Origin of the sequence: Streptomyces sp. NPDC047525 (assembly GCF_040643025.1) — a bacterium.
Taxonomy (GTDB): Bacteria; Actinomycetota; Actinomycetes; order Streptomycetales; family Streptomycetaceae; genus Streptomyces; species Streptomyces durmitorensis.
On sequence record NZ_JBEYTL010000017.1, the window covers coordinates 115,175 to 136,245 of the forward strand.

At 70.0% G+C, this 21,071-nt stretch carries 21 protein-coding genes and 1 pseudogene; 13 read left to right on the plus strand and 9 right to left on the minus strand.

Annotated elements, in window-relative coordinates; all coding sequences use genetic code 11:
• Positions 1-48: 48 nt before the first annotated feature.
• Together ABZ833_RS36060 and ABZ833_RS36065 are read right to left on the minus strand one after the other, a co-directional pair.
• A complete protein-coding gene (locus tag ABZ833_RS36060) occupies positions 49-516 on the minus strand; it encodes a hypothetical protein (protein WP_361056020.1) in 468 nt (155 codons plus the stop codon).
• Between the two features lie 84 nt (positions 517-600).
• Positions 601-1,293, minus strand: a complete 693-nt coding sequence (locus tag ABZ833_RS36065; protein WP_361056023.1) for an IclR family transcriptional regulator C-terminal domain-containing protein — start codon at positions 1,291-1,293, stop codon at positions 601-603.
• A 97-nt stretch (positions 1,294-1,390) separates the two neighbouring features.
• Here ABZ833_RS36065 and ABZ833_RS36070 point away from each other — a divergent pair, with 97 nt between their 5' ends.
• From ABZ833_RS36070 to ABZ833_RS36085, 4 genes are all read left to right on the plus strand, one after another.
• Complete coding sequence (locus tag ABZ833_RS36070; RefSeq protein WP_361056026.1) at positions 1,391-2,041, plus strand: nitroreductase family protein; 651 nt, start codon at positions 1,391-1,393, stop codon at positions 2,039-2,041.
• Positions 2,042-2,112: 71 nt separating this feature from the next.
• Positions 2,113-2,256: a hypothetical protein gene (locus tag ABZ833_RS36075; RefSeq protein ID WP_361056028.1), complete on the plus strand. Its 144-nt coding sequence runs from the start codon at positions 2,113-2,115 to the stop codon at positions 2,254-2,256.
• Between the two features lie 177 nt (positions 2,257-2,433).
• A complete protein-coding gene (locus tag ABZ833_RS36080) occupies positions 2,434-3,270 on the plus strand; it encodes a hypothetical protein (RefSeq protein WP_361056030.1) in 837 nt (278 codons plus the stop codon).
• Positions 3,267-3,989 (plus strand): class F sortase, encoded by a 723-nt coding sequence (locus tag ABZ833_RS36085; protein ID WP_361056033.1) that lies wholly within the window; start codon positions 3,267-3,269, stop codon positions 3,987-3,989. Before ABZ833_RS36080 ends, ABZ833_RS36085 begins: the two co-directional genes overlap by 4 nt.
• Positions 3,990-3,992: 3 nt before the next feature.
• On the opposite strand, the gene ABZ833_RS36090 is transcribed toward ABZ833_RS36085, so the two are convergent.
• The 4 genes from ABZ833_RS36090 to ABZ833_RS36105 all read right to left on the minus strand — a co-directional run bounded on the left by ABZ833_RS36090 (position 3,993) and on the right by ABZ833_RS36105 (position 7,363).
• Positions 3,993-5,201, minus strand: coding sequence for a serine hydrolase domain-containing protein (locus ABZ833_RS36090; protein ID WP_361056036.1), 1,209 nt, complete (start codon positions 5,199-5,201; stop codon positions 3,993-3,995).
• Positions 5,202-5,386: 185 nt separating this feature from the next.
• Positions 5,387-5,554 carry a hypothetical protein gene (locus ABZ833_RS36095; RefSeq protein WP_361056039.1) on the minus strand — a complete coding sequence of 56 codons (168 nt, stop codon included), beginning with the start codon at positions 5,552-5,554 and terminating at the stop codon, positions 5,387-5,389.
• A 30-nt stretch (positions 5,555-5,584) separates the two neighbouring features.
• Positions 5,585-6,283, minus strand: coding sequence for a glycerophosphodiester phosphodiesterase (locus tag ABZ833_RS36100; protein WP_361056042.1), 699 nt, complete (start codon positions 6,281-6,283; stop codon positions 5,585-5,587).
• Positions 6,284-6,304: 21 nt separating this feature from the next.
• On the minus strand, positions 6,305-7,363 hold the full coding sequence (locus ABZ833_RS36105; protein ID WP_361056045.1) for an adenosine deaminase: 1,059 nt from the start codon (positions 7,361-7,363) through the stop codon (positions 6,305-6,307).
• A 478-nt stretch (positions 7,364-7,841) separates the two neighbouring features.
• Here ABZ833_RS36105 and ABZ833_RS36110 point away from each other — a divergent pair, with 478 nt between their 5' ends.
• Positions 7,842-8,300 (plus strand): DUF4190 domain-containing protein, encoded by a 459-nt coding sequence (locus ABZ833_RS36110; RefSeq protein WP_361056048.1) that lies wholly within the window; start codon positions 7,842-7,844, stop codon positions 8,298-8,300.
• A gap of 217 nt (positions 8,301-8,517) precedes the next feature.
• On the opposite strand, the gene ABZ833_RS36115 is transcribed toward ABZ833_RS36110, so the two are convergent.
• Entirely contained in the window at positions 8,518-9,099 is a 582-nt protein-coding gene (locus tag ABZ833_RS36115) for an NADAR family protein (RefSeq protein WP_361056051.1), read from the minus strand.
• Between the two features lie 176 nt (positions 9,100-9,275).
• Here ABZ833_RS36115 and ABZ833_RS36120 point away from each other — a divergent pair, with 176 nt between their 5' ends.
• The 8 genes and pseudogenes from ABZ833_RS36120 to ABZ833_RS36155 all read left to right on the plus strand — a co-directional run.
• The gene (locus ABZ833_RS36120; RefSeq protein WP_361056054.1) at positions 9,276-10,778 is read left to right on the plus strand and encodes a gamma-aminobutyraldehyde dehydrogenase; all 1,503 of its coding nucleotides are present in this window, start codon (positions 9,276-9,278) and stop codon (positions 10,776-10,778) included.
• Between the two features lie 62 nt (positions 10,779-10,840).
• Positions 10,841-12,085: an extracellular solute-binding protein gene (locus ABZ833_RS36125; protein WP_361056057.1), complete on the plus strand. Its 1,245-nt coding sequence runs from the start codon at positions 10,841-10,843 to the stop codon at positions 12,083-12,085.
• Positions 12,086-12,156: 71 nt separating this feature from the next.
• A complete protein-coding gene (locus tag ABZ833_RS36130; protein WP_361056060.1) occupies positions 12,157-13,317 on the plus strand; it encodes an ABC transporter ATP-binding protein in 1,161 nt (386 codons plus the stop codon).
• Positions 13,314-14,252 carry an ABC transporter permease gene (locus tag ABZ833_RS36135; protein ID WP_361056064.1) on the plus strand — a complete coding sequence of 313 codons (939 nt, stop codon included), beginning with the start codon at positions 13,314-13,316 and terminating at the stop codon, positions 14,250-14,252. Before ABZ833_RS36130 ends, ABZ833_RS36135 begins: the two co-directional genes overlap by 4 nt.
• Positions 14,252-15,055: an ABC transporter permease gene (locus ABZ833_RS36140; protein ID WP_361056067.1), complete on the plus strand. Its 804-nt coding sequence runs from the start codon at positions 14,252-14,254 to the stop codon at positions 15,053-15,055. The genes ABZ833_RS36135 and ABZ833_RS36140 overlap by 1 nt, the downstream gene beginning before the upstream one ends.
• A gap of 29 nt (positions 15,056-15,084) precedes the next feature.
• On the plus strand, positions 15,085-16,503 hold the full coding sequence (locus ABZ833_RS36145; protein WP_361056070.1) for an FAD-dependent oxidoreductase: 1,419 nt from the start codon (positions 15,085-15,087) through the stop codon (positions 16,501-16,503).
• Positions 16,504-16,643: 140 nt separating this feature from the next.
• A complete protein-coding gene (locus ABZ833_RS36150) occupies positions 16,644-17,120 on the plus strand; it encodes a hypothetical protein (protein WP_249587428.1) in 477 nt (158 codons plus the stop codon).
• A 298-nt stretch (positions 17,121-17,418) separates the two neighbouring features.
• Positions 17,419-18,423: pseudogene (locus ABZ833_RS36155) on the plus strand (chitinase); the annotation flags it as partial.
• A gap of 1 nt (position 18,424) precedes the next feature.
• Here ABZ833_RS36155 and ABZ833_RS36160 read toward each other — a convergent pair.
• On the minus strand, positions 18,425-19,129 hold the full coding sequence (locus tag ABZ833_RS36160) for a phosphatase PAP2 family protein (RefSeq protein ID WP_361056074.1): 705 nt from the start codon (positions 19,127-19,129) through the stop codon (positions 18,425-18,427).
• Between the two features lie 391 nt (positions 19,130-19,520).
• Complete coding sequence (gabT, locus tag ABZ833_RS36165; RefSeq protein WP_361056077.1) at positions 19,521-20,855, minus strand: 4-aminobutyrate--2-oxoglutarate transaminase; 1,335 nt, start codon at positions 20,853-20,855, stop codon at positions 19,521-19,523.
• Positions 20,856-21,071 lie beyond the last annotated feature (216 nt).

A 21,071-nucleotide genomic window follows, 5' to 3' on the forward strand; every position in this document is an offset into this window, starting at 1 on the left:
GTCGGCAGCGGACGACCCCGCGCCTCCGGTGACGAACGAGGGCCGCTCTCAGGAGCGACGTCGGCGCAGGGCCTTCCGGACGGCGCTGACCGCGTCATCGGACCGCATCCGCCAGACCTCCAGCTTGTCCTGCACCCTTGACGCCACCTTCCGCCACTTGAACCACGGCGGCAGCTGCCGGAACGGCACGAACGTCAGGGTGTCGTCGACGGCGGTCTCGGCGAAGCCGCCGTGGCCCTCGGCCTGCAGCGCGGCGTACAGCTCAGGTGTCAACGCGCCGTTGAGCCGCGCGGCGGCGCCCGCCGCGGTGAACGCGAACCCCCGCTCACCGCGGTCCGCCAACTGCATCGCCCTGATGATGCGTGGAGAGGCCTCCGCCAGCGAGCAGTTGAAGGCCAGGCCGATCGCGGCCGTGCCGAGTCGGCGCTCGCCGCGCTCGTGAGCCGCGTCCCAGTCGGCGGGGTCGTCGATGCGCAGCAGGCCTTCGCCGCTCTCCCAGTCCCATGCGGATGCCATGGCCGACATTCCTCCACCCCGTGATCCGTCGCACGGCGGTGGGGCCGCCTGCTGGATCCTGCTGATTCCTGCTGACTCCTGAGGCTATTGATCATGCCCCGTTCGTGCGGCCTGGGGCCACTTGCCCATCCTGGTCACGGCCTCCCGTACGGCAGTGACCAGACGTGCTGCAGGGGTCCCCGTTCGGGCGGTGACCGTGACGGCCGCGACGGTGGTCCCGTCGCGCAACACCGGCGCCGCATAAGCGAGTTCACCGAGTCGGTACTCCTCGTGGGCCGCGGCGAGTCCCGCCGTGCGGACAGCTGTCAGTTGTGCCGCGAGGCGGGCGGGGGCGATCACGGTGTGTGGGGTGTGACGGGTCAGTTCGCGTACGTTCCCGAGGCCTGCCGCAAGCAGTACCTTGCCCGCGGCCGTCGCATGCAGCGGCAACCGCTCGCCGCTCACCAGGAACAGTGCCGTCCCGTCCGACTCCACCGCCACGTCCGCGTGCCCGCCCGTCCGGGCGGACAGCTGCCGCAGCGCGGGGAGCGCCGCGTCGAGGAGACCGCGAGGGCAGGGCGCTGCCGCGCCGAGCGCCCTGATCCTCGTCCCCAGACGGTAGGAGCCGTCCGTGGCGCGCTCGAGTCCACCCCAGGCGACCAGCTCCCGCACCATCCGCAGCGCGGTCGGCAGTGGGAGGCCCGTGCGGCGCGCGATGTCCGTCAGACGCAAGGTGTCCGGTCCCTCCGCGAACGCGTCGAGCACCGAGAAGACCCGCCCGGCCACGCTCTCACCCATGCCGCCCACCCATGCCGCCACCCCGATCTCCCGTGGGCTTTCACTCAGTGGAAGCGATCCGTTGCCTCCCCGCCCGCTCGCCCGTGAAGGTCAACGCATGGCACTCGACCTCTCTTCCGACCAGCTCCTGTCCACCACCCGCGCGGTACGCCACCGGCTCGATCTCGCCCGACCCGTGGCCCGTGAACTCCTGGCGCAATGCGTCGACTTGGCGGTGCAGGCGCCGACCGGACGCAACCGTCAGCGCTGGCACTTCGTGATCGTCACCGATCCGGAGCGGCGCGCGGCGCTGGCCGATGCCTGGCGAGCGGGCGTCTCCGCTCCCGGCACCTCACCGGCGATCCCGGAGCGGGACATCCCGCGCATGAACGTCGAACCCGGAGTCATGGACCGCGTGTTCTCCGGCGCCACGCACCTCTACGAGCATCTGCACGAGGTTCCGGCGCTCGTGGTCCCCTGCGTCGAGGGCCGAACCGAGGGCGCGGCGGTCGTCCACCAGGCGGGGACCTGGGGGTCGATCCTGCCGGCAGTCTGGAGCTTCATGCTCGCGGCCCGCGCCCGTGGCCTCGGCACCTGCTGGACGTCCGGCAATGTCGCGAACGAGAAGGAGGCCGCCCGCATCCTCGGCATCCCCTTCGGGGAGGTGATGCAGGCTGCCCTGATCCCCGTGGCGCACACCGTCGGCGCGGACTTCAGGCCCGCGAAGCGGATTCCTCGGGAGCAGGTGCTGCACTGGGACCGGTGGTGAGGCCACCGCTCCCCGCCGGGCTGCGCCGACGCCTTCAGGAACGCCGTCGGCGCAGGGCCTTCCTGACGGGCATGAACGAGTCCTCGGACAGCATCCGCCAGTACTCCACGGGGCGGGTCGGCGAAGGCGTGGAGGTGGCCTGCGTGAACGTACAAGGGCGGCCGTTCAAGGGTAAGTCGGCGACGGTCCAGGGCAGATCCTCGCGCTCGTTTTGAACACCCAAGAGTCTCGTTGCGTTTCATAGGTAACTGCATGGCGCGCAACCGGAGGCCGACGGTATCCGCTTCGTCCGTCCCTCCAACTGCCGTGCAGCTAAGGAGAGTTGATGCCCACGTAGGTGCGATGTGCGGCCTTCCCGTCCCGTCGGGTGCCGCGGAAAAGGAACGAACGTGATGCCCAAGCGAATCGGCCTGCTCGCGGCGCTCGCCGCTCTGCCCGCCGCCCTTCTCACCGTGGCCGTGTCGTCCCCGGTGTTCGCGGCGGACACCCCGGCCTACCAGATCGACCTGGCGTCGCTGAACGACTCAGGCTCCACGGGAACGGCCCTCCTGAGCCTGCGCGGCAACGCGCTGACCGTGTGGATCAAGTCCGAGGGCATGGTGCCGGGACAGCCGTCGGCCCAGCATCTGCACGGGTCCACCGACGGCCACGACTTCCAGTGCCCGGACGACGGCGACGACACCAACGGCGACGGCATCCTCGACAACACCGAGGCCACCGTCCACTACGGCGACATCAACATCTCGCTGACCGAGTCCGGAGGCACCGACGCGGGCAGCGGACTCGCCGTGGACCGGATGCCGGTGGCCGACGCGCAGGGCAAGGTCTCCTACAAGCGGACCATCACGGTCGGGCAGGACGTGGTGGACCACATCAAGGACCTGCACATCGTGCAGCACGGCATCGACCGCAACGACAACGGCAAGTACGACTTCGAGGGCGCGGGCAAGAGCGAACTCGACCCGAAGCTTCCCCAGGAGGCCACCGCTCCGACCAACTGCGGTGTGGTCAAGGGCGCGGCCGTCGGATCCGTACCCGTCGGCGGGGTCGAGACCGGCAGTGGCCCGGCCGAGGGCGGCGGCATGTCCTCCGGTGCCGTGATCGGTACCGCGGGGACGGCGGCGCTGACGGCAGCGGGGCTGCTGGTCCTCGCGCGTCGGCGTCGGCAGACGGCGCCCGTCGCCGCCGTAGCCGTCGCCGCCGTCGCCAAGACCGGGGACGCCGCGTGAGCCGCTCGGTGCGCAGGGTGTGGGCCGGGGTCCGGCATGCCTCCGCCGCCGTGGTCGCCGCCGTCGCCGCGGCCCTGCTGCTCACCGCGTGCGCAGGTCAGGACAGCCCGGCCGCCTCGCAGGCGGCCCCCCGCCAGAGCGCCGCGCAAGACGGCGCGGAGGGCGACAGCACCGACAGCACACCGTCGGCGGAGTCGTCGGAATCGTCGGAGCAGTCGGAGCAGTCGGAGCAGCCGGAGCAGCCGGGGAACGCCGTCGCGGCCCTGGAGCGGTCGGCGCCCCGGCGCGTGGCCATCCCCTCCCTGGGCGTGACGAGCGAGCTGGAGACGCTGGGGCAGAACAAGAAGGGGGAGATGACCACGCCCGAGAACCCGGATCTGGCGGGCTGGTACGAACCGGGCCCCGCCCCCGGCTCCCAGGGCCCGGCGGTGATCGCGGGACACGTGACCTGGGACGGCGCGGACGCCGTCTTCAAGGGGCTGAAGACCATGAAGGCGGGGGACGCCATCGAGGTGACCCGCGAGGACGGCAGGACGGCGACCTTCACGGTGGACCGCGTCGAGGAGTACCCGAAGAAGAAGTTCCCCACCCTGGAGGTGTACAAGAACATCGACCACGCGGGGCTGCGCCTGATCACCTGCGGCGGCGAGTTCGACGCGGACCGGCACTACTACCCCAACAACGTCACGGTGTTCGCGAGCATGACGGGCGTCACGTAGGGCTCAGCCCTGGCCGAGGGGCTTGCTGGGGACCTCGGCCCGGGTGAAGGCGGCCCGTGCGATCCGCTCGGCGACCGGGTTCATGGTCGCGCCCTTGGCGTCGGTCGCGGTGACCGAGTAGACGAGGGTGCGCGAACCGTCCTCGGTGGAGGCGATCATGTTCGTGTAGCCGTAGCGGGAGCCGGTCTTGAGCCAGAGCACCTTGCCGTCGACCTTCATCCGCTGGAGTCCCGCTCCGAAGGAGGCCTCCGGGACGCCGGGCGCCAGCTCGGGCAGGGTGAACATCTCCTTCAGCTGCGGCTCCGGCACGACCTCTCCGTCGAACAGCGCCTGGGTGAACACCTCCAGATCGGCGGTGGAGGAGATCATGTCGCCCGCCGCGAAGCGGTCCGACTGGTTCCACTCGGTCACGTCGACGAGGCGGGTGGTGCCGTCCGGCTGCTTCATGCTCTGGTAGCCGCGGTTGTGCGGACCGCGGATGCGGGGGTCGGCGCCGGGGAAGTAGGTGTCGCGCATGTGGAGGGGCTTGAAGATCCGCCGGGCGGCCTGGTCGGCGTACGAGTCACCGGTGACGCGCTCGATCAGGAGGCCGAGCACGGTGTAGCCGATGTTGCGGTAGTGCTGCTCGTCGCCCGGGTCGTGCTCGGGGCCCTTGGCGATGGCCGATGCGACGACCGTCTGCGGCTTCAACGTGTCGTAGCGGTGGGCGTATTCGTCGTCGAAGCCGTCGCCCGACTTCAGGCCGCTCGTGTAGTTGAGGAGGCTGCGGACGGGGATGGGCTCGAACTCCTGGTGCGGCTTCCCCTTCGGGAACAGGTCCGGCATGTAGTGCTGCACCGGTCTGTCGAGGTCCAGCTCGCCGTCGGCGGCCAGCTGCAGCGCCACCGCCGCGGTCACGATCTTGGTCGTCGACCCGGCGCGGAAACGCCCGTGCGGGTCGGCCTTCCGGCCCGTGACCAGGTCGTGTACGCCGGAACTGCCGCGCCAGGTCCCGTCCGTGCCGCCGACACGGACGAGGGCGGAGGTCGCGTCGGTGTCCGGGAGTCCCTTGATCGCCTTGCGCAGGGCCTTGCTGTCGGGCGCGGAGTCCTGAGCGGGAGCCGTCGCGGCCGGTGGACGGGTGGGGGAGTGCGCGAGGGCGGGGGCGGTCGCGGCGCCGGTGAGGCCGATGACGAGGGCGGCGGCGAGGGCGGTGCGGGCGCGGAACTGCACGGTGTGACTCCAGGGTGGGCTGTGGTGTGGTGCTTCCCATCCTGGTGACCTGCGAGCCGGGTCGGATCCTCACTGGGGAGGGCGGGGTCCCGGTGTTCCCTGAGGGGGCAACACCCATATGTGTCAGGGGTGTTGGCGGTGATCCCCCTAGGGGGCTTCGGCGGATGACCTCGGGGCGGGGGACGTCACTTCGCCATGAGCAGGATGACTAGGACGACGCCGACCAGGAGAGCGATGGTCAGCATGCGGCCGACGGGATGCCGCGGATTGAGACGGTGGCCGCGGTAGCCCCGCTCGTCGCGCTCGTACACGAAGAGCGGCTCTTCCCGTTTGTCTTCGTCGCTGTTCCCCATGGACCACAAGCTAGTTGAGGGACCGCCCGGCTACGAGGGTGCGCCGTCGGACTGTGCCCGCAGGGCGTGCAGCGTGTCGACGCGGTTGGTCGTGATCGAGTCGACGCCGATGTCGATGAGGCGGCGCATCGAGCGCTTCGTGTCCGGGGTCCAGGCCGAGACGAGCAGCCCCTGGCGCTGCACGTGGACGGCCAGTTCGCGGTTCAGGAGCGAGAAGCGGTAGTTGAGCCAGCGGGGCTTGACCGCGTCGAGCACGGCCGGGCGCGGCGGTGCGAGGCTCGTCCAGGTCAGGGCGATCTCGGCGGCGGGATCCGCAGCGCGCACCGCGAGCATCGTGCGGGCGCCCGCGCAGTAGTACGTACGCTCCGCCGCCCCGCAGTCCGCGATGGCGCCGACGACCACGCGTACGGACTCCGGCGTCGCGCCCGGCAGATCGACCATCAGCCGGTGCCCTTCGGTCGCCGCGACGGCTTCTTCCAGGGTGGGTACGCCGCGGTCGGTCAGGCCGCGCACTTCGTCCGCGGAGAGCGCGGACAGCGGGCGGTCGAGGTCCCACAGACGCTTGAGGGTCGCGTCGTGCAGCAGGACGGGGACGCCGTCACGGCTGAGGCGGACGTCGATCTCCACCGCGTCCGCGCCCCGGTCGAGCGCGGAGCGCAGGGACGGGAGGGTGTTCTCGCGGACGCGGTAGGGATCGCCTCGGTGGGCCACGGCTGTCACGGTGCGCATGGGCCCATTGTGGTGCCGGGCCTAGGGGGCGAGCCAGGTCTGCGTGTACGTGTCGATCTCCGCGGTGAGCTTCGCCTTGCCCGCCGGGTCGAGGAACGACACCTCGACGGCGTTCTTCGCCAGGTCCGCGATGCCCCGTTCGTCGAGGTCGAGGAGGCGGGCGGCGACCGCGTACTCGTTGTTGAGGTCGGTGCCGAACATGGGCGGGTCGTCCGAGTTGATGGTGACCGGGACGCCGGCGGCGACGAACTGCTTGATGGGGTGCTCGTCGAGGGTGGCGACGGCGCGCGTCGCGATGTTCGACGTCGGGCAGACCTCGAGCGGGATGCGGTGCTCGGCGAGGTGGGCGAGCAGCTTCGGGTCCTGGGCGGCGCTGGTGCCGTGGCCGATGCGCTCGGCGCGCAGGTCGGTCAGGGCGTCCCAGATGGTGCCGGGCCCGGTGGTCTCGCCCGCGTGCGGCACGGAGTGCAGGCCCGCCGCGATCGCACGGTCGAAGTACGGCCTGAACTGCGGCCGCGGCACGCCGATCTCGGGCCCGCCGAGCCCGAAGGAGACCAGGCCCTCGGGGCGCAGCTTGTCGGTGGTCGCGAGCCGCACCGTCTCCTCGGCGGACTCGAGCCCTGCCTCGCCCGGGATGTCGAAGCACCAGCGCAGTACGACACCGAGCTCGTCCTCGGCGGCCTTGCGGGCGTCCTCGATGGCGTCCATGAAGGCGCGGTCGTCGATGCCGCGACGTACGGAGCTGTAGGGGGTGACGGTCAGTTCGGCGTAGCGGATGTTCTGCCGGGCCATGTCGCGGGCGACTTCGTACGTGAGCAGGCGTACGTCGTCCGCGGTGCGGACCAGGTCCACGACCGAGAGGTACACCTGGACGAAGTGGGCGAAGTCCGTGAACGTGAAGAAGTCGGCGAGGGCCTCCACGTCCGTGGGGACCTTGGAGTCGGGGTGGCGGGCGGAGAGGGCCGAGACGATGCGGGGGGACGCCGAGCCGACGTGGTGCACGTGCAGTTCTGCCTTGGGCAGTCCGGCGATGAAGGCATGCGGGTCGCGTGGCTCACGGGTGCTGCGCGGATCGGTCACGGTTTCCTCCCCAGGAACGGATTTGATCGGCTGATCGGTGGGTCGGGGATCATCGTAAGTGGCGCGCCTTCGGCCGGGGGCGGTGGCCGTAGCATGACGGAACGTATGAAAGAGGTGACGCGGGATGTCTGAGGGTTCGGCGGGCTCGGGTAGGGGCTCGGGTGCGCCCGAGGGGCGGGACCCGTGGGCTCCGCCGGAGGACGAAGGGGCGCGGGGGGCGGCTGGGGCGCCGGGGGCGGGGTCGGCTTCGGGGGCGGCTTCTGGACCGGTGCCGTTGGAGAAGCGGGATCCGTGGGCGGCGCCGTCCGCGCCGTCCGGGCAGGGGCAGCCGGGGAGCGGGCCCTTCGCGCCGCCTTCACAGCAGCCCTCTTGGCAGCAGCCCTCTTCACAGCAACAGCCTCAGCCTCAGCCTCAGGCGGGGCCTCAGGGTGAGGAGCCGGTGCCGCCGCCTCCGGTCGGGCCTGAGGGGCCGGGGCAGGTGCCTTACGGGTACCCCGGGTTTCCGGGAGGCCACCAGGGCGCCGGTGCGCACGGGCCGCAGGGCTACCCCGGTTATCCCGGCTACCCGGGCTACCAGGGGCAGGGCCCGCCCGGGTACGGCTGGCCCGCGATGCCGATGGCTCCCGCCAACGGGATGGGCGTGACCGCGCTCGTCCTCGGGATCATCGCGGCCGCCGGTTTCTGCCTGTGGCCCCTGGCGATCGTGCTCGGCATCCTCGCGATCATCTTCGGGGCGATCGGACGCGGCAGGGCGAAGCGGGGCGAGGCGACGAACTCCGGTCAGGCGCTGGCCGGGATCATCTGCGGGATCGCGGGCATCGTCCTGGGCGTGGCTCTGCTGGTGGTGCTGATCGTGACACCGGACGACGTCTTCGAGGAGGACGGGGCCTCGGACGACGGCAGCAGCTATTCGACGACCTTGGTCGTCGGCTCCTAGGGCCGGGGGCGCTCTGAACCGCCGCTTCGCGGCGGATCTTTCCCGCCCGCCCACCCGATTACCTCGCAGTGCAGGATGGGCGAAGAGCCTGGTGACGCCGGGCAATCGCGTGGGCGGGCCGGAGAACTTGCAGGACGCCCAGGCGCAAGGTCCCTGGGCGGGGGCACCAGGCCCCCGGCCGACGCAAGCCCTCGGGACAAGGCCCCCGGCCGAGGAGCTAGCGCAAACGCTCCCGCGCCCCCATCAACGCGAAGCCCAGCAGATTCGGCCCCCGCCACTTCTCCGGGTCCTGGGCCCGCTCGTCGTCGGCCGCCAGGCCTATGCCCCAGATGCGGTCCATCGGGCTCGCCTCGACCAGGACCCGCGAGCCCGTGCCGAGCAGGAACGAGCGCAGCGGCTCGGTCGACGCGAACTTGTGGACGCTGCCCTCGACCACGATCCCGAACCGCTCCCGGTCCCACACCGCCTCGTCGAAGCCTCGCACCAGGCGCCCCGCGTTCTTCGCCTCCGCGGGCGTACGCGCGGCGAGGATCGTGGCTTCGGCCTCCGGGTCGGCGAAGAGGCGGGCCTTGGATGCCATCATCCAGTGCTCAGCCGTCCCGTACTCCACCCCGTCCACGGTGAACGGCGCCGGCCACCACTGGCTCAGGCAGCTCGAACCGAGCGTCCCGTCCTGCCGCGGCCGGTGCCCCCAGAAGTGCAGATACTTGACCCGTTCCCCCGCACGCACCGCGTGGACCAGCGCGTCCACCGAGTCGATCTTCGTCATGCACGCGAGTCTGGCACGCACCACTGACATTCCGTCCTGGGTTTTCCAGGAGGACTCGACACCTGGTCGACAGATTCCGTCGCGTAACCAAAAGGCAACAACGGAATCACTTGTTGGAGTACCACTGCTCTGTCAGGATCGGCACTCAAATCGATCTGGAGCTACGCCGACCCCCTGGGACGGGGACGACGGCGGAGGAGAGCGTCATGCACAACTTCCAGGCGCAGGACCACTTCGCGGACGGCGCGCAGTACATCGCGGGACGGCTGACCAAGGGCACCTCAGGGCGCTCCCACGCCGTCGTCGACCCGGCCACGGGCGAGGACGTCCACCGTTACGAACTGGCGGGCGAGAAGGACGTCGACGCCGCGGTGGCCGCCGCCGCGCACGCCTTCCCCGAGTGGGCGGGCGCGACCCCCGGCGAGCGTTCCGACGCCATGCACCGCTTCGCCGGCGTACTGGCCGAGCGCGCCGAGGAGTTCGCGCAGGCCGAGTCGCTCCAGTGCGGCAAGCCCATCAAGCTCAGCCGGGAGTTCGACGTACCGGGCACCGTCGACAACGCCGCCTTCTTCGCGGGAGCGGCACGGCATCTGCAAGGACAGTCGGCAGGGGAGTACAGCGGGGACCACACCTCGTACGTACGGCGTGAGCCCATCGGCGTCGTCGGCTCCATCGCGCCCTGGAACTACCCCCTCCAGATGGCCGCCTGGAAGGTCCTGCCCGCCATCGCCGCGGGCAACACGATCGTCCTCAAGCCCGCCGAGCTCACCCCCTTCACCTCGCTCCTCTTCGCGCAGGCCGCCACCGAGGCGGGCATCCCGGACGGTGTCGTCAACATCATCAGCGGGGCGGGGCGCGATGCCGGAGAGCGGCTCGTCGGGCATCCCGACGTCGCCATGACCTCCTTCACCGGGTCCACCGGCGTCGGCAAGCGTGTCGCCGAGATCGCCACCTCCACCGTGAAGCGGCTGCACCTGGAGCTCGGCGGCAAGGCGCCCTTCGTCGTCTTCGACGACGCCGACCTCGACGCCGCCGTGCACGGCGCGGTCGCCGGCGCGCTCATCAACACCGGCCAGGACTGCACGGCCGCCACGCGCGCGTACGTGCAACGTCCGCTGTACGACGCCTTCGTGGACGGCGTCGCCGCGCTCATGGAGACCGTCCGGCTCGGTGACCCCTTCGCCGACGACACGGACCTCGGGCCGCTCATCTCGCACGTCCACCGCGACCGCGTCGCCGGTTTCGTCGACCGGGCACGCTCCTACGCGCGCGTGGTCACCGGCGGCGAGGCGCTCGACCACCCCGGTGCCTTCTACAAGCCCACCCTCATCGCCGACGCCGCGCAGGACAGCGAGATCGTGCAGTCCGAGATCTTCGGCCCCGTGCTCGTGGTGCTGCCCTTCGACTCCGACGAGGAAGGCATCCGGCTCGCGAACGACACCCCGTACGGACTCGCCGCCTCCGCCTGGAGCCGCGACGTGTTCCGCGCCAACCGCGCGACGCGCGAGATCAAGGCGGGCTGCGTGTGGGTCAACGACCACATCCCGATCCTCAGCGAGATGCCGCACGGCGGATACAAGGCATCCGGCTACGGAAAGGACATGTCCGCCTACTCCTTCGAGGAGTACACCCAGATCAAGCACGTCATGTTCGACAACACCGCGGTGGTCCGCAAGGACTGGCACCGCACCGTCTTCGGGGACCGATAGCCGATTGCTGGAAGGCCGCCCGACCAGCGGCCGCCCATCCTCCCGAAAGGGCAACCAAGCGCATGGAGCAGTACGAGCCCGAACCCCTCTCCCCGGCCCAACTGGCCGCCATGCACCGCAGCTTCAGGAACGGCAGGGCCGCCCTGACCCGCCGTTCCCTGCTGCGCGCCTCCGCGAGCGGCGCGTTCGCCGTCGGCGGTCTCGGTGCGCTCAGTGCCTGCGGGATCCCGGCAGCGAGCAAGGGCCAGGGCGACGTCACGTCCGACGACCACTCGGCCGAGGAGAAGCGGATCACCTTCTCCAACTGGACCGAGTACATGGACGTCGACGACGACGAACGACGCCCCACCCTGGACGCGTTCACGAAGCGCACCGGGATCACGGTCAAGTACACCGAGGACATCAACGACAACGTCGAGTTCTTCGGGAAGATCAAGCCGCAGCTCGCGGCGGGCCAGGACACCGGACGCGACCTCATCTGCGTCACGGACTGGCTGGCGGCCCGGCTCATCCGCTTCGGCTGGGTCCAGAAACTGGACCCGGCCAACCTGCCGCACGCGTACACGAACCTGGCCGCCCAGTTCCGCAACCCGGACTGGGACCCGGGGCGGGCCTACTCGTACCCCTGGACCGGCATCTCCACGGTCATCGCGTACAACAAGAAGGCGACCGACGGCGAGGACATCACCTCCGTCTCGCAGCTCCTGGACAACCCCAAGCTCAAGGGGCGCGTCGGCTTCCTCTCCGAGATGCGCGACAGCGTCGGCATGACGCTCATCGACATGGGCAAGGACCCCGCGAAGTTCACCGACGACGACTTCGACGCGGCCATCGCCCGCCTCCAGAAGGCCGTCGACAAGAAGCAGATCCGCCGCTTCACGGGCAACGACTACACGTCGGACCTCGACAAGGGCGACCTCGCCGCGTGCCTCGGCTGGGCGGGCGACATCGTCCAGCTCCAGGCCGACAACCCCGACATCGCCTTCCACATCCCCGACCAGGGCTACATCACGTCCACGGACAACCTGCTGGTCCCGAACAAGGCGCGGCACAAGAAGAACGCCGAACGGCTCATCGACTACTACTACGAGCCCGAGCCCGCCGCGCGCCTCGCCGCGTACATCAACTACGTCTGCCCCGTGGACGGTGTGCGCCCCGAGCTCGCGAAGCTCGACAAGAAGGCCGCGGCGAACCCGCTGATCCTCCCGGACAAGGAGATGGCCGCGAAGTCCCACGGATTCCGCTCGCTGACGCCGAAGGAAGAGACGGCGTACGAGGAGAAGTTCGCCAAGCTGACCGGTGCCTAGACGGTGCGCCCACGCCCGTCCGTAGTTCCCGCGCCCTCCCTTTCCGTCCCCTCGACCCCCCTGGACGCACCATGACGACTGCTACAGAACACGGCGGCGACGTCCGCCTCACCGGGATCAGCAAGACGTACGGCTCCTTCACGGCCGTCCGGCCGCTCGACCTCACCGTGCCGCAGGGCTCCTTCTTCGCGCTGCTCGGCGCGTCCGGCTGTGGCAAGACCACCACGCTCCGCATGATCGCGGGTCTTGAGGAGCCCAGCTCGGGCACCGTGCACCTGGGCGAGCAGGACGTCACGGCGCTGCCGCCGTACAAGCGGCCCGTCAACACGGTCTTCCAGTCGTACGCCCTCTTCCCGCACCTCGACATCTTCGAGAACGTCGCCTTTGGCCTGCGCCGCCGCGGCATCAAGTCCGTGAAGGGCAAGGTCGGCGAGATGCTCGACCTCGTCCAGCTCGGCGAGCAGGCCCGCAAGAAGCCGCACCAGCTCTCCGGCGGCCAGCAGCAGCGCGTCGCCGTCGCCCGCGCCCTGATCAACCACCCCAAGGTGCTGCTCCTCGACGAGCCGCTCGGCGCACTCGACCTCAAGCTGCGCCGCCAGATGCAGCTCGAACTCAAGCGCATCCAGACCGAGGTGGGCATCACGTTCATCCACGTCACGCACGACCAGGAGGAGGCCATGACGATGGCCGACCAGGTCGCGGTGATGAACGCGGGCCAGGTCGAACAGCTCGGCGCCCCCGCCGACCTCTACGAGAACCCCCGCACCACCTTCGTCGCCAACTTCCTCGGCACGTCGAACTTCATCGAGGCCGAGATCGCGGGCCGCAGCGGCGACGACCTCACCCTCAAGGCGGGCGACGGCAAGCTCACGCTGCCCGCGACGCGATGTACGGCGCCGACCACCACGGGCGGCAAGGTCATCCTCGGCGTACGCCCCGAGAAGATCTCCCTCACGCACGCCGACGAGGCGGGCCAGATCCCCGAGGGGCGCAACCGCATCACGGGCCGCATCGCCGACAGCAGCTTCATCGGCGTATCGACGCAGTACGTCATCGACAGCCCGCTCTGCGACGCCTTCGAGGTCTACGCCCAGAACATCGAGCGCGACACCCGCCTGGTCCCCGGCGTCGAGGTCGTCCTGCACTGGAACCCCGCCCACACCTTCGGCCTGGACGCCGCCCAGGACATCGAGGCGGGCGTCGAGAAGGTCGAGGAGGACGCCTCCGCATGACGACCACCCTCGCCAAAGCGCCCCCGGCCGGCGAGCCGGACGAGGCGCCCCGCAAGACCCGCAAGGTCCGCAAGCGCGGACGGCTCGTCCCCTACTGGCTGCTGCTCCCCGGCATCCTCTGGCTCGTCGTCTTCTTCGCGCTGCCGCTCGTCTACCAGGCGTCGACGTCCGTCCAGACGGGGTCGCTCGAAGACGGCTTCAAGGTCACCTGGCACTTCGCCACCTACTGGGACGCCCTGAGCGACTACTGGCCGCAGTTCCTGCGCTCGGTGATGTACGCGGGCGCCGCCACGATCCTGTGTCTGCTGCTCGGCTATCCGCTCGCGTATCTCATCGCGTTCCGCGCGGGCCGCTGGCGCAACCTCATCCTCGTCCTGGTCATCGCGCCGTTCTTCACCAGCTTCCTCATCCGTACGCTGGCGTGGAAGACGATCCTCGCGGACGGCGGCCCCCTCGTGGGCGCCCTGAACTCGCTGCACGTCCTTGACGTCACCAGCTGGCTCGGCGTGACGGAGGGCGACCGGGTCCTTGCCACACCGCTCGCGGTGATCTGCGGACTCACGTACAACTTCCTGCCGTTCATGATCCTGCCGCTCTACACCTCGCTCGAACGCATCGACGGCAAGCTGCACGAGGCGGCGGGCGACCTCTATGCCAAGCCGTCCACCACCTTCCGCAAGGTGACCTTCCCGCTCTCCATGCCGGGCGTCGTCTCCGGGACGCTGCTCACCTTCATCCCCGCGGCGGGCGACTACGTGAACGCGGATCTGCTCGGCTCCACCGACACCCGCATGGTCGGCAACGTCATCCAGACGCAGTTCCTGCGCATTCTGGATTACCCGACGGCCGCGGCCCTCTCCTTCATCCTCATGGCGGCGATCCTCGTCATCGTCACCGTGTACATCCGTAAGTCCGGGACGGAGGATCTCGTCTGATGGCTGCCTTCTTCCGCTGGCTCCGCGGCAAATTCGTCGTCATCGCGGGTCTGCTGACACTCGCGTATCTGCTGCTCCCGAACGTCGTCGTGACGGTGTTCTCCTTCAACAAGCCGAAGGGGCGCTTCAATTACGCCTGGCAGGACTTCTCGCTCGACGCCTGGAAGGACCCCTGCGGCGTCGCCGACATGTGCGGCTCGCTCAGCCTGAGCCTGCAGATCGCGGCCTGGGCGACGATCGGCGCGACCGTACTCGGCACGATGATCGCCTTCGCGCTCGTCCGCTACCGCTTCCGGGCGCGCGGCGCGGTCAGCTCGCTGATCTTCCTGCCGATGGCGATGCCCGAGGTCGTCATGGCAGCGTCGCTGCTCACGCTCTTCCTCAACATGGGCGCGCAGCTCGGCTTCTGGACGATCCTCATCGCCCACATCATGTTCTGCCTCAGCTTCGTGGTGACCGCCGTCAAGGCGCGCGTGATGTCCATGGACCCGCGCCTGGAACAGGCCGCGCAGGACCTCTACGCGGGCCCCGTGCAGACCTTCGTCCGGGTCACGCTGCCGATCGCCGCACCGGGAATCGCGGCGGGCGCGCTGCTCGCCTTCGCGCTCTCCTTCGACGACTTCATCATCACGAATTTCAACGCGGGCTCGACCGTGACCTTTCCCATGTTCGTCTGGGGATCGGCACAGCGCGGTACGCCCGTTCAGATCAATGTCATCGGTACGGCGATGTTCCTCGTCGCCGTTCTCCTGGTGCTCGGCGGCATGATCATTTCCAAGCGCCGCAACAAGCAGGCGCGGTAACACCCGACAGTTCTGAAGGAGTGGAAATCATGGCCCCAAGCGCCATGACCCGTTTCACCAAGTCCCTCTCCGACGCCCAGCCGGTCTCGTACTGGCTGGACGACCCCGGCAAGCCACGCGCCGAACCCGCCCTCACCGGCGACGAGCAGTGCGACCTGCTCGTCGTCGGCGGCGGCTACAGCGGACTGTGGACCGCGCTCATCGCCAAGGAGCGCGACCCGCACCGCGAGGTGGTCCTGGTCGAGGGCCGAGAGGCGGGCTGGGCCGCCTCCGGCCGCAACGGAGGCTTCTGCGCCGCCTCCCTGACGCACGGCATCTCGAACGGCCTGTCCCGCTGGCCCGGCGAGATCGCGAAGCTGGAGGAGCTCGGCGCCCGCAACCTCGACGAGATCGAGGCGGCCGTCAAGCGCTACTCCATCGACTGCGACTTCGAGCGCACCGGCGAGATCGACGTGGCGACCCAGCCGCACCAGCTCGCCGAACTGCACGAGATGTACGAGGAGATGGCGGAGCACGGCCTGGCGGGCGGCTCCGAGCTGCTCGACGCGGACGCCCTGCGCGCGCACGTCGACTCGCCGACCTTCCTCGGCGGCCTCTGGGACCGCGAGGGCGTCGCCATGCTGCACCCGGCGAAGCTCGCCTGGGGCCTGAAGCGCGCCTGCCTGGAGAAGGGCGTACGCGTCTACGAACACACGCCCGCGCTCCAACTCGCCTCGTCCGGCGCCGGGATGGCCGTGCGCACCCCCTACGGCCGCGTCCGCGCCCGGCAGGTGGCGCTCGCCACGAACATCTTCCCTTCGCTGGTCAAGCGCGTGCGCGCGTACACGGTCCCGGTCTACGACTACGCGCTGATGACGGAGCCGCTGACCGAGGACCAGCTGGCGGCCATCGGCTGGAAGAACCGCCAGGGACTCGGCGACAGCGCCAACCAGTTCCACTACTTCCGGCTCTCCGCCGACAACCGCATCCTGTGGGGCGGTTACGACGCGATCTATCCGTTCGGCGGCAAGCTGCGCGCCGAGCACGACGACCGCCCCGAGACGTACGCGAAGCTTGCGGGCCACTTCTTCACCTGCTTCCCGCAGTTGGAGGGCGTCCGGTTCACGCACGCGTGGGGCGGCGCGATCGACACGTGCTCGCGCTTCTCGGCGTTCTTCGGCACGGCTCACGCGGGGCGCGTCGCGTACGCGGCGGGGTACACCGGGCTCGGTGTCGGGGCCACCCGCTTCGGCGCCGACGTCATGCTGGACCTGCTCTCCGGCGAGCGCACGGAACGCACGTCCCTGGAGATGGTGCGCACGAAGCCGCTGCCGTTCCCGCCCGAGCCGTTCGCGTGGACGGGTGTCGCGCTGACCAAGTGGTCCCTGGCGCGGGCCGACGAGAACGGCGGCCGGCGCAATCTGTGGCTGAAGACCATGGACAAGCTGGGCCTGGGCTTCGACAGCTGACCTGACCTGCTCCGGGGCTTGGACCGGCTTTCTGTCGACGATTCGTCAACAAGTTCCCGGAACCCGCGTAATGCTGCCGCCCGAACCCCCTCTCTCCTGTGACATGCACAGCTGCAGCACAGGAAGAGGGAGGTCCCGCCATGACTGGCTCGGGCTCGGGAGCGAAGTCGGCGGTCGAATGGCTGGTGTCGGTGGCGCCGGATCCGGAGGCCTGCCGCTGGGAGTGGGAGCGCAACCCCCTGGGGGTCGCGCTCCTTCCCGCGGGCAGGCTCTGGGACGTACTCATCCTTCCCGGTGAACTCGGCTATCCGACGCTCGACGTACTGACCCGCTGCATCGACCGTCCGGGCCCGGTGCTCGCCGACTTCGGGGACTCCCGCATGGGGTTCTTCGTGCCGGCGGGCACGGTCGCGCGCTGGCTCGGCACAGGCGTACGCGGAGCGGGCCACGGCACCTGGATCGTGGTCCCCTACCCGGGGCGCGCCACGGGCGGCGTCCGCTGGCTCGTACCGCCCGACGGCTCGGGCACGCTGACGGATCCGGCACTGCTCGAACTCGCGATGCACGAGGCGGCGGCCCAACTGGCGCCGCGGGACGGGGAGCAGGCGGGGGAGTAGCCGGGGGAGTAGCCGGGGGAGTCACTGAGACGGACCGCCGCCCGGCGAAGGCTTGACGGGGCCTTGACAACTTGATTGGTCTGGACCAAATTGAGCGGCCCACCCTCCCATCCCCCCATGCCCGGAGGCAGTCGTGGACCGTTCATCGCCGCGTCCCCTTGTGCGTCCCCTTGTGCGCCGCATCAGACGTCTCACCCTGGCAGCGGCCACGGCCTGCGCGCTCGCCGCGTCCGGCCTGCTCGCCGCCGAGGCCTCGGCGGGCCCCTCGACGGGGCCGGTGCCGAAGGCTGCTGCCGACCACGCCCTGGTCGGCTATCTGCACACGAGCTTCGCCAACGGCTCCGGCTACACGCGGCTCTCGGACGTCCCCGACAGCTGGGACATCATCGACCTCGCCTTCGGCGAACCCACCTCCGCCGCGTCCGGCGACATCCGCTTCAGCCTCTGTCCGCAGACGGAGTGCCCGAACGTGGAGTCCAAGGAGGAATTCAAGGCGGCGGTCAAGGCCAAGCAGGCGGCGGGCAAGAAGGTCCTGATCTCCATCGGCGGCCAGAACGGCCAGGTCCAGCTGACCACCACACAGGCCCGCGACACCTTCGTCTCGTCGGTCTCCGCGATCATCGACGAGTACGGACTCGACGGCCTGGACATCGACTTCGAGGGCCACTCCCTCTCGCTGAACGCCGACGACACCGACTTCAAGAACCCCACGACCCCCTCGATCGTGAACCTCATCGCGGCGGTCAAGACCCTCAAGGCCAAGTACGGCAGCGGCTTCACGCTCACGATGGCCCCCGAGACCTTCTTCGTGCAGCTCGGCCACCAGTTCTACGGGACCGGCAAATGGGGCGGCCAGGACCCCCGCGCCGGGGCCTACCTCCCGGTCATCCACGCCCTGCGCGACGACCTCACGCTGCTGCACGTCCAGGACTACAACTCGGGCCCGATCATGGGCCTGGACAACCAGTACCACTCCATGGGCGGCGCGGACTTCCACATAGCGATGACCGACATGCTGCTCACCGGCTTCCCCGTGGCGGGCGACACGAACAACGTCTTCCCCGCGCTGCCCCCGGAGAAGGTGGCCATCGGCATGCCCGCATCGACGAACGCGGGCAACGGCCACGTCCCCACGACCGAGGTCAACAAGTCCCTGGACTGCCTGACGAAGGGCACCAACTGCGGCTCGTACAAGACACACGGCACCTGGCCGGGCCTGCGCGGCCTGATGACCTGGTCGATCAACTGGGACCGCCACAACAACTGGGAGTTCTCGAAGAACTTCGACGGTTACTTCGGCTGAGTCACGCCGGCTCAGCCGCTTCCTCGTCCGCATCGGTGGCGCGGCGGCCGTACCGCGCCACCACGAGCGCCATCACCTGCAGCACCATCCCGAACAGGCACCAACTGGCCACCACGTCCAGCGGCCAGTGATAGCCCCGGCGCATGAGCCCGAGGCCGACCCCGAAGTTCAACAGGGCGCAGGCGATGACCAGTTCACGGCGTGCGTACGGGCCGCGCAGGTACGGCAGCAGGAGCAGCGTCGCCCCTCCGTAGGCGACCATGGCCGTGGCGGTGTGGCCCGAGGGGTAGTAGCCGGTGCCGTCCGTGCCGGGGGGTCCTGTGCGGCCGATGAGTTCCTTGAGCGGGATCACGAGGACCGGGACCGCGACCATGGCCACGGCGGCGGTCGCCGGGCCGAGCCACCAGCGGAACGCGCCGGCGCGGTGGCCACGCCAGGCGGCGTAGGCGATGGCGGCGGCGAGGACCGGGGCGGCGACGGCGACCCCGCCCAGATCGGCGAGGAATTCGGCGGCCCCGTCCGGGAGGCGGCTGCCGGTGATCCAGGGGCCGAGCCGCTCGTCCGCGTCGCGGAGGGGGCCGTCGGCGATCACTTGCCAGGTGATGAGCGCGAAGAACAGCGCGCAGAGGCAGAAGAGGAAAGTGGTCGGCCGCCCCGGAACAGGGGGGGTAGTTCCGAGGCGGCCGTCCTGACCGGTGTGCCGCACGCCCCGGGGGGTTTGGGGCGGGCGGCCATCCGATCGGTGAGGAGTTCCGGAGCCAGAAGCTCCGGGTGTGTGCGCGAGGGCACGACCAGGACGGGGCTGGGGAGGCTCCGTCCAGGTGTCGCCCACAGTTCCCTGTGGGCGGGGTGTTTCTCTCATCTGCAGAAACCGTACGTCAGGTGGTGGCGGGCCGACAGGCGGAACGGCAACCCGTCATGGGGCTCGCACACGTTCTTCACATGCCCTGACGGTCACCCCAGGTCACGGGTCTGGCACCGCGCGCTGTACACACACGTCAGGGCATGTGCTGATACATGCGGAGCCGGGATCTTCCCCCTTTGGGGTGATCCCGGCTCCGCCGAGTGCTTCCGGTCGTACTTCTGGTCGTATGCGATCAGACGCGCGCGAACGCGGCCTCGATGATGTCCAGGCCCTCGGTCAGGAGGTCCTCGCCGATGACCAGCGGCGGCAGGAAGCGCAGGACGTTGCCGTACGTGCCGCAGGTGAGGACGAGCAGGCCCTCGGCGTGGCAGGCCTTGGCGAGCGCGGCCGTCGCCTCCGGGTTCGGCTCCTTCGTGGCGCGGTCCTTGACCAGCTCGATGGCGATCATCGCGCCACGGCCGCGGATGTCGCCGACGATGTCGTACTTCTCCGCGATGGCGCTCAGGCGGGCCTTCATCGTCGCCTCGATGGCCTTCGCCTTGCCGTTGAGGTCGAGCTCCTTCATGGTCTCGATGGCGCCGAGCGCACCGGCGCAGGCCACCGGGTTGCCGCCGTAGGTGCCGCCGAGGCCGCCGGAGTGCGCGGCGTCCATGATCTCGGCGCGGCCCGTGACGGCGGCGAGCGGAAGGCCGCCCGCGATGCCCTTGGCGGTCGTGATCAGGTCCGGGACGATGCCCTCGTCCTCACACGCGAACCACTGGCCGGTGCGGCAGAAGCCGGACTGGATCTCGTCGGCGACGAAGACGATGCCGTTGTCGTTGGCGAACTGCACGATCGCGGGCAGGAAGCCCTTCGCGGGCTCGATGAAGCCGCCCTCACCGAGCACCGGCTCGATGATGATCGCGGCGACGTTCTCGGCGCCGACCTGCTTGCTGATCATGTCGATGGCCTGCTTGGCGGCCTCGGGCCCGGCGTTCTCCTCGCCCGTGGGCCAGCGGTAGCCGTACGCTACCGGGACGCGGTAGACCTCGGGCGCGAACGGACCGAAGCCGTTCTTGTACGGCATGTTCTTGGCGGTCAGCGCCATCGTGAGGTTCGTACGGCCGTGGTAGCCGTGGTCGAAGACGACGACGGCCTGGCGCTTGGTGTGCGCACGGGCGATCTTGACGGCGTTCTCGACGGCCTCGGCGCCGGAGTTGAAGAGCGCGGACTTCTTCGCGTGGTCGCCCGGCGTCAGCTCGGCGAGCTGCTCGGCGACGGCCACGTAGCCCTCGTACGGCGTGACCATGAAACAGGTGTGGGTGAAGTCGGCGAGCTGCGCGGTCGCGCGGCGTACGACGGCCTCGGCGCTGGCGCCGACCGACGTCACGGCGATGCCGGAGCCGAAGTCGATGAAGCGGTTGCCGTCGACGTCCTCGATGATGCCGCCACCCGCGCGCGCCGCGAAGACAGGCAGCACGGAACCCACGCCACCGGCGACCGTGGCGGTACGGCGGGCCTGCAGCTCCTGGGACTTCGGCCCGGGGATGGCGGTGACGACGCGGCGCTCCTGCGGAAGTGCGGTCATGGGGTGCTCCTGGGGGTGGGGCGAGGCGGACGCTCGATGCTTGCTTTCGTTGCTGCTTTCTTTCGCAGGTTAGGGGCGGAGGGTGGGGGCGGGCATGCTCCACGGGGGAGTTGTTCGGCGTGGCGGTTGTCCGTGGTGGACATAGCGGCGGGTGGGCGGGGTGCGGCTTTCGTCCCCTTCGGCGGTGCGTGCGGGGCAGGGTGTCGCCGCAGGTCC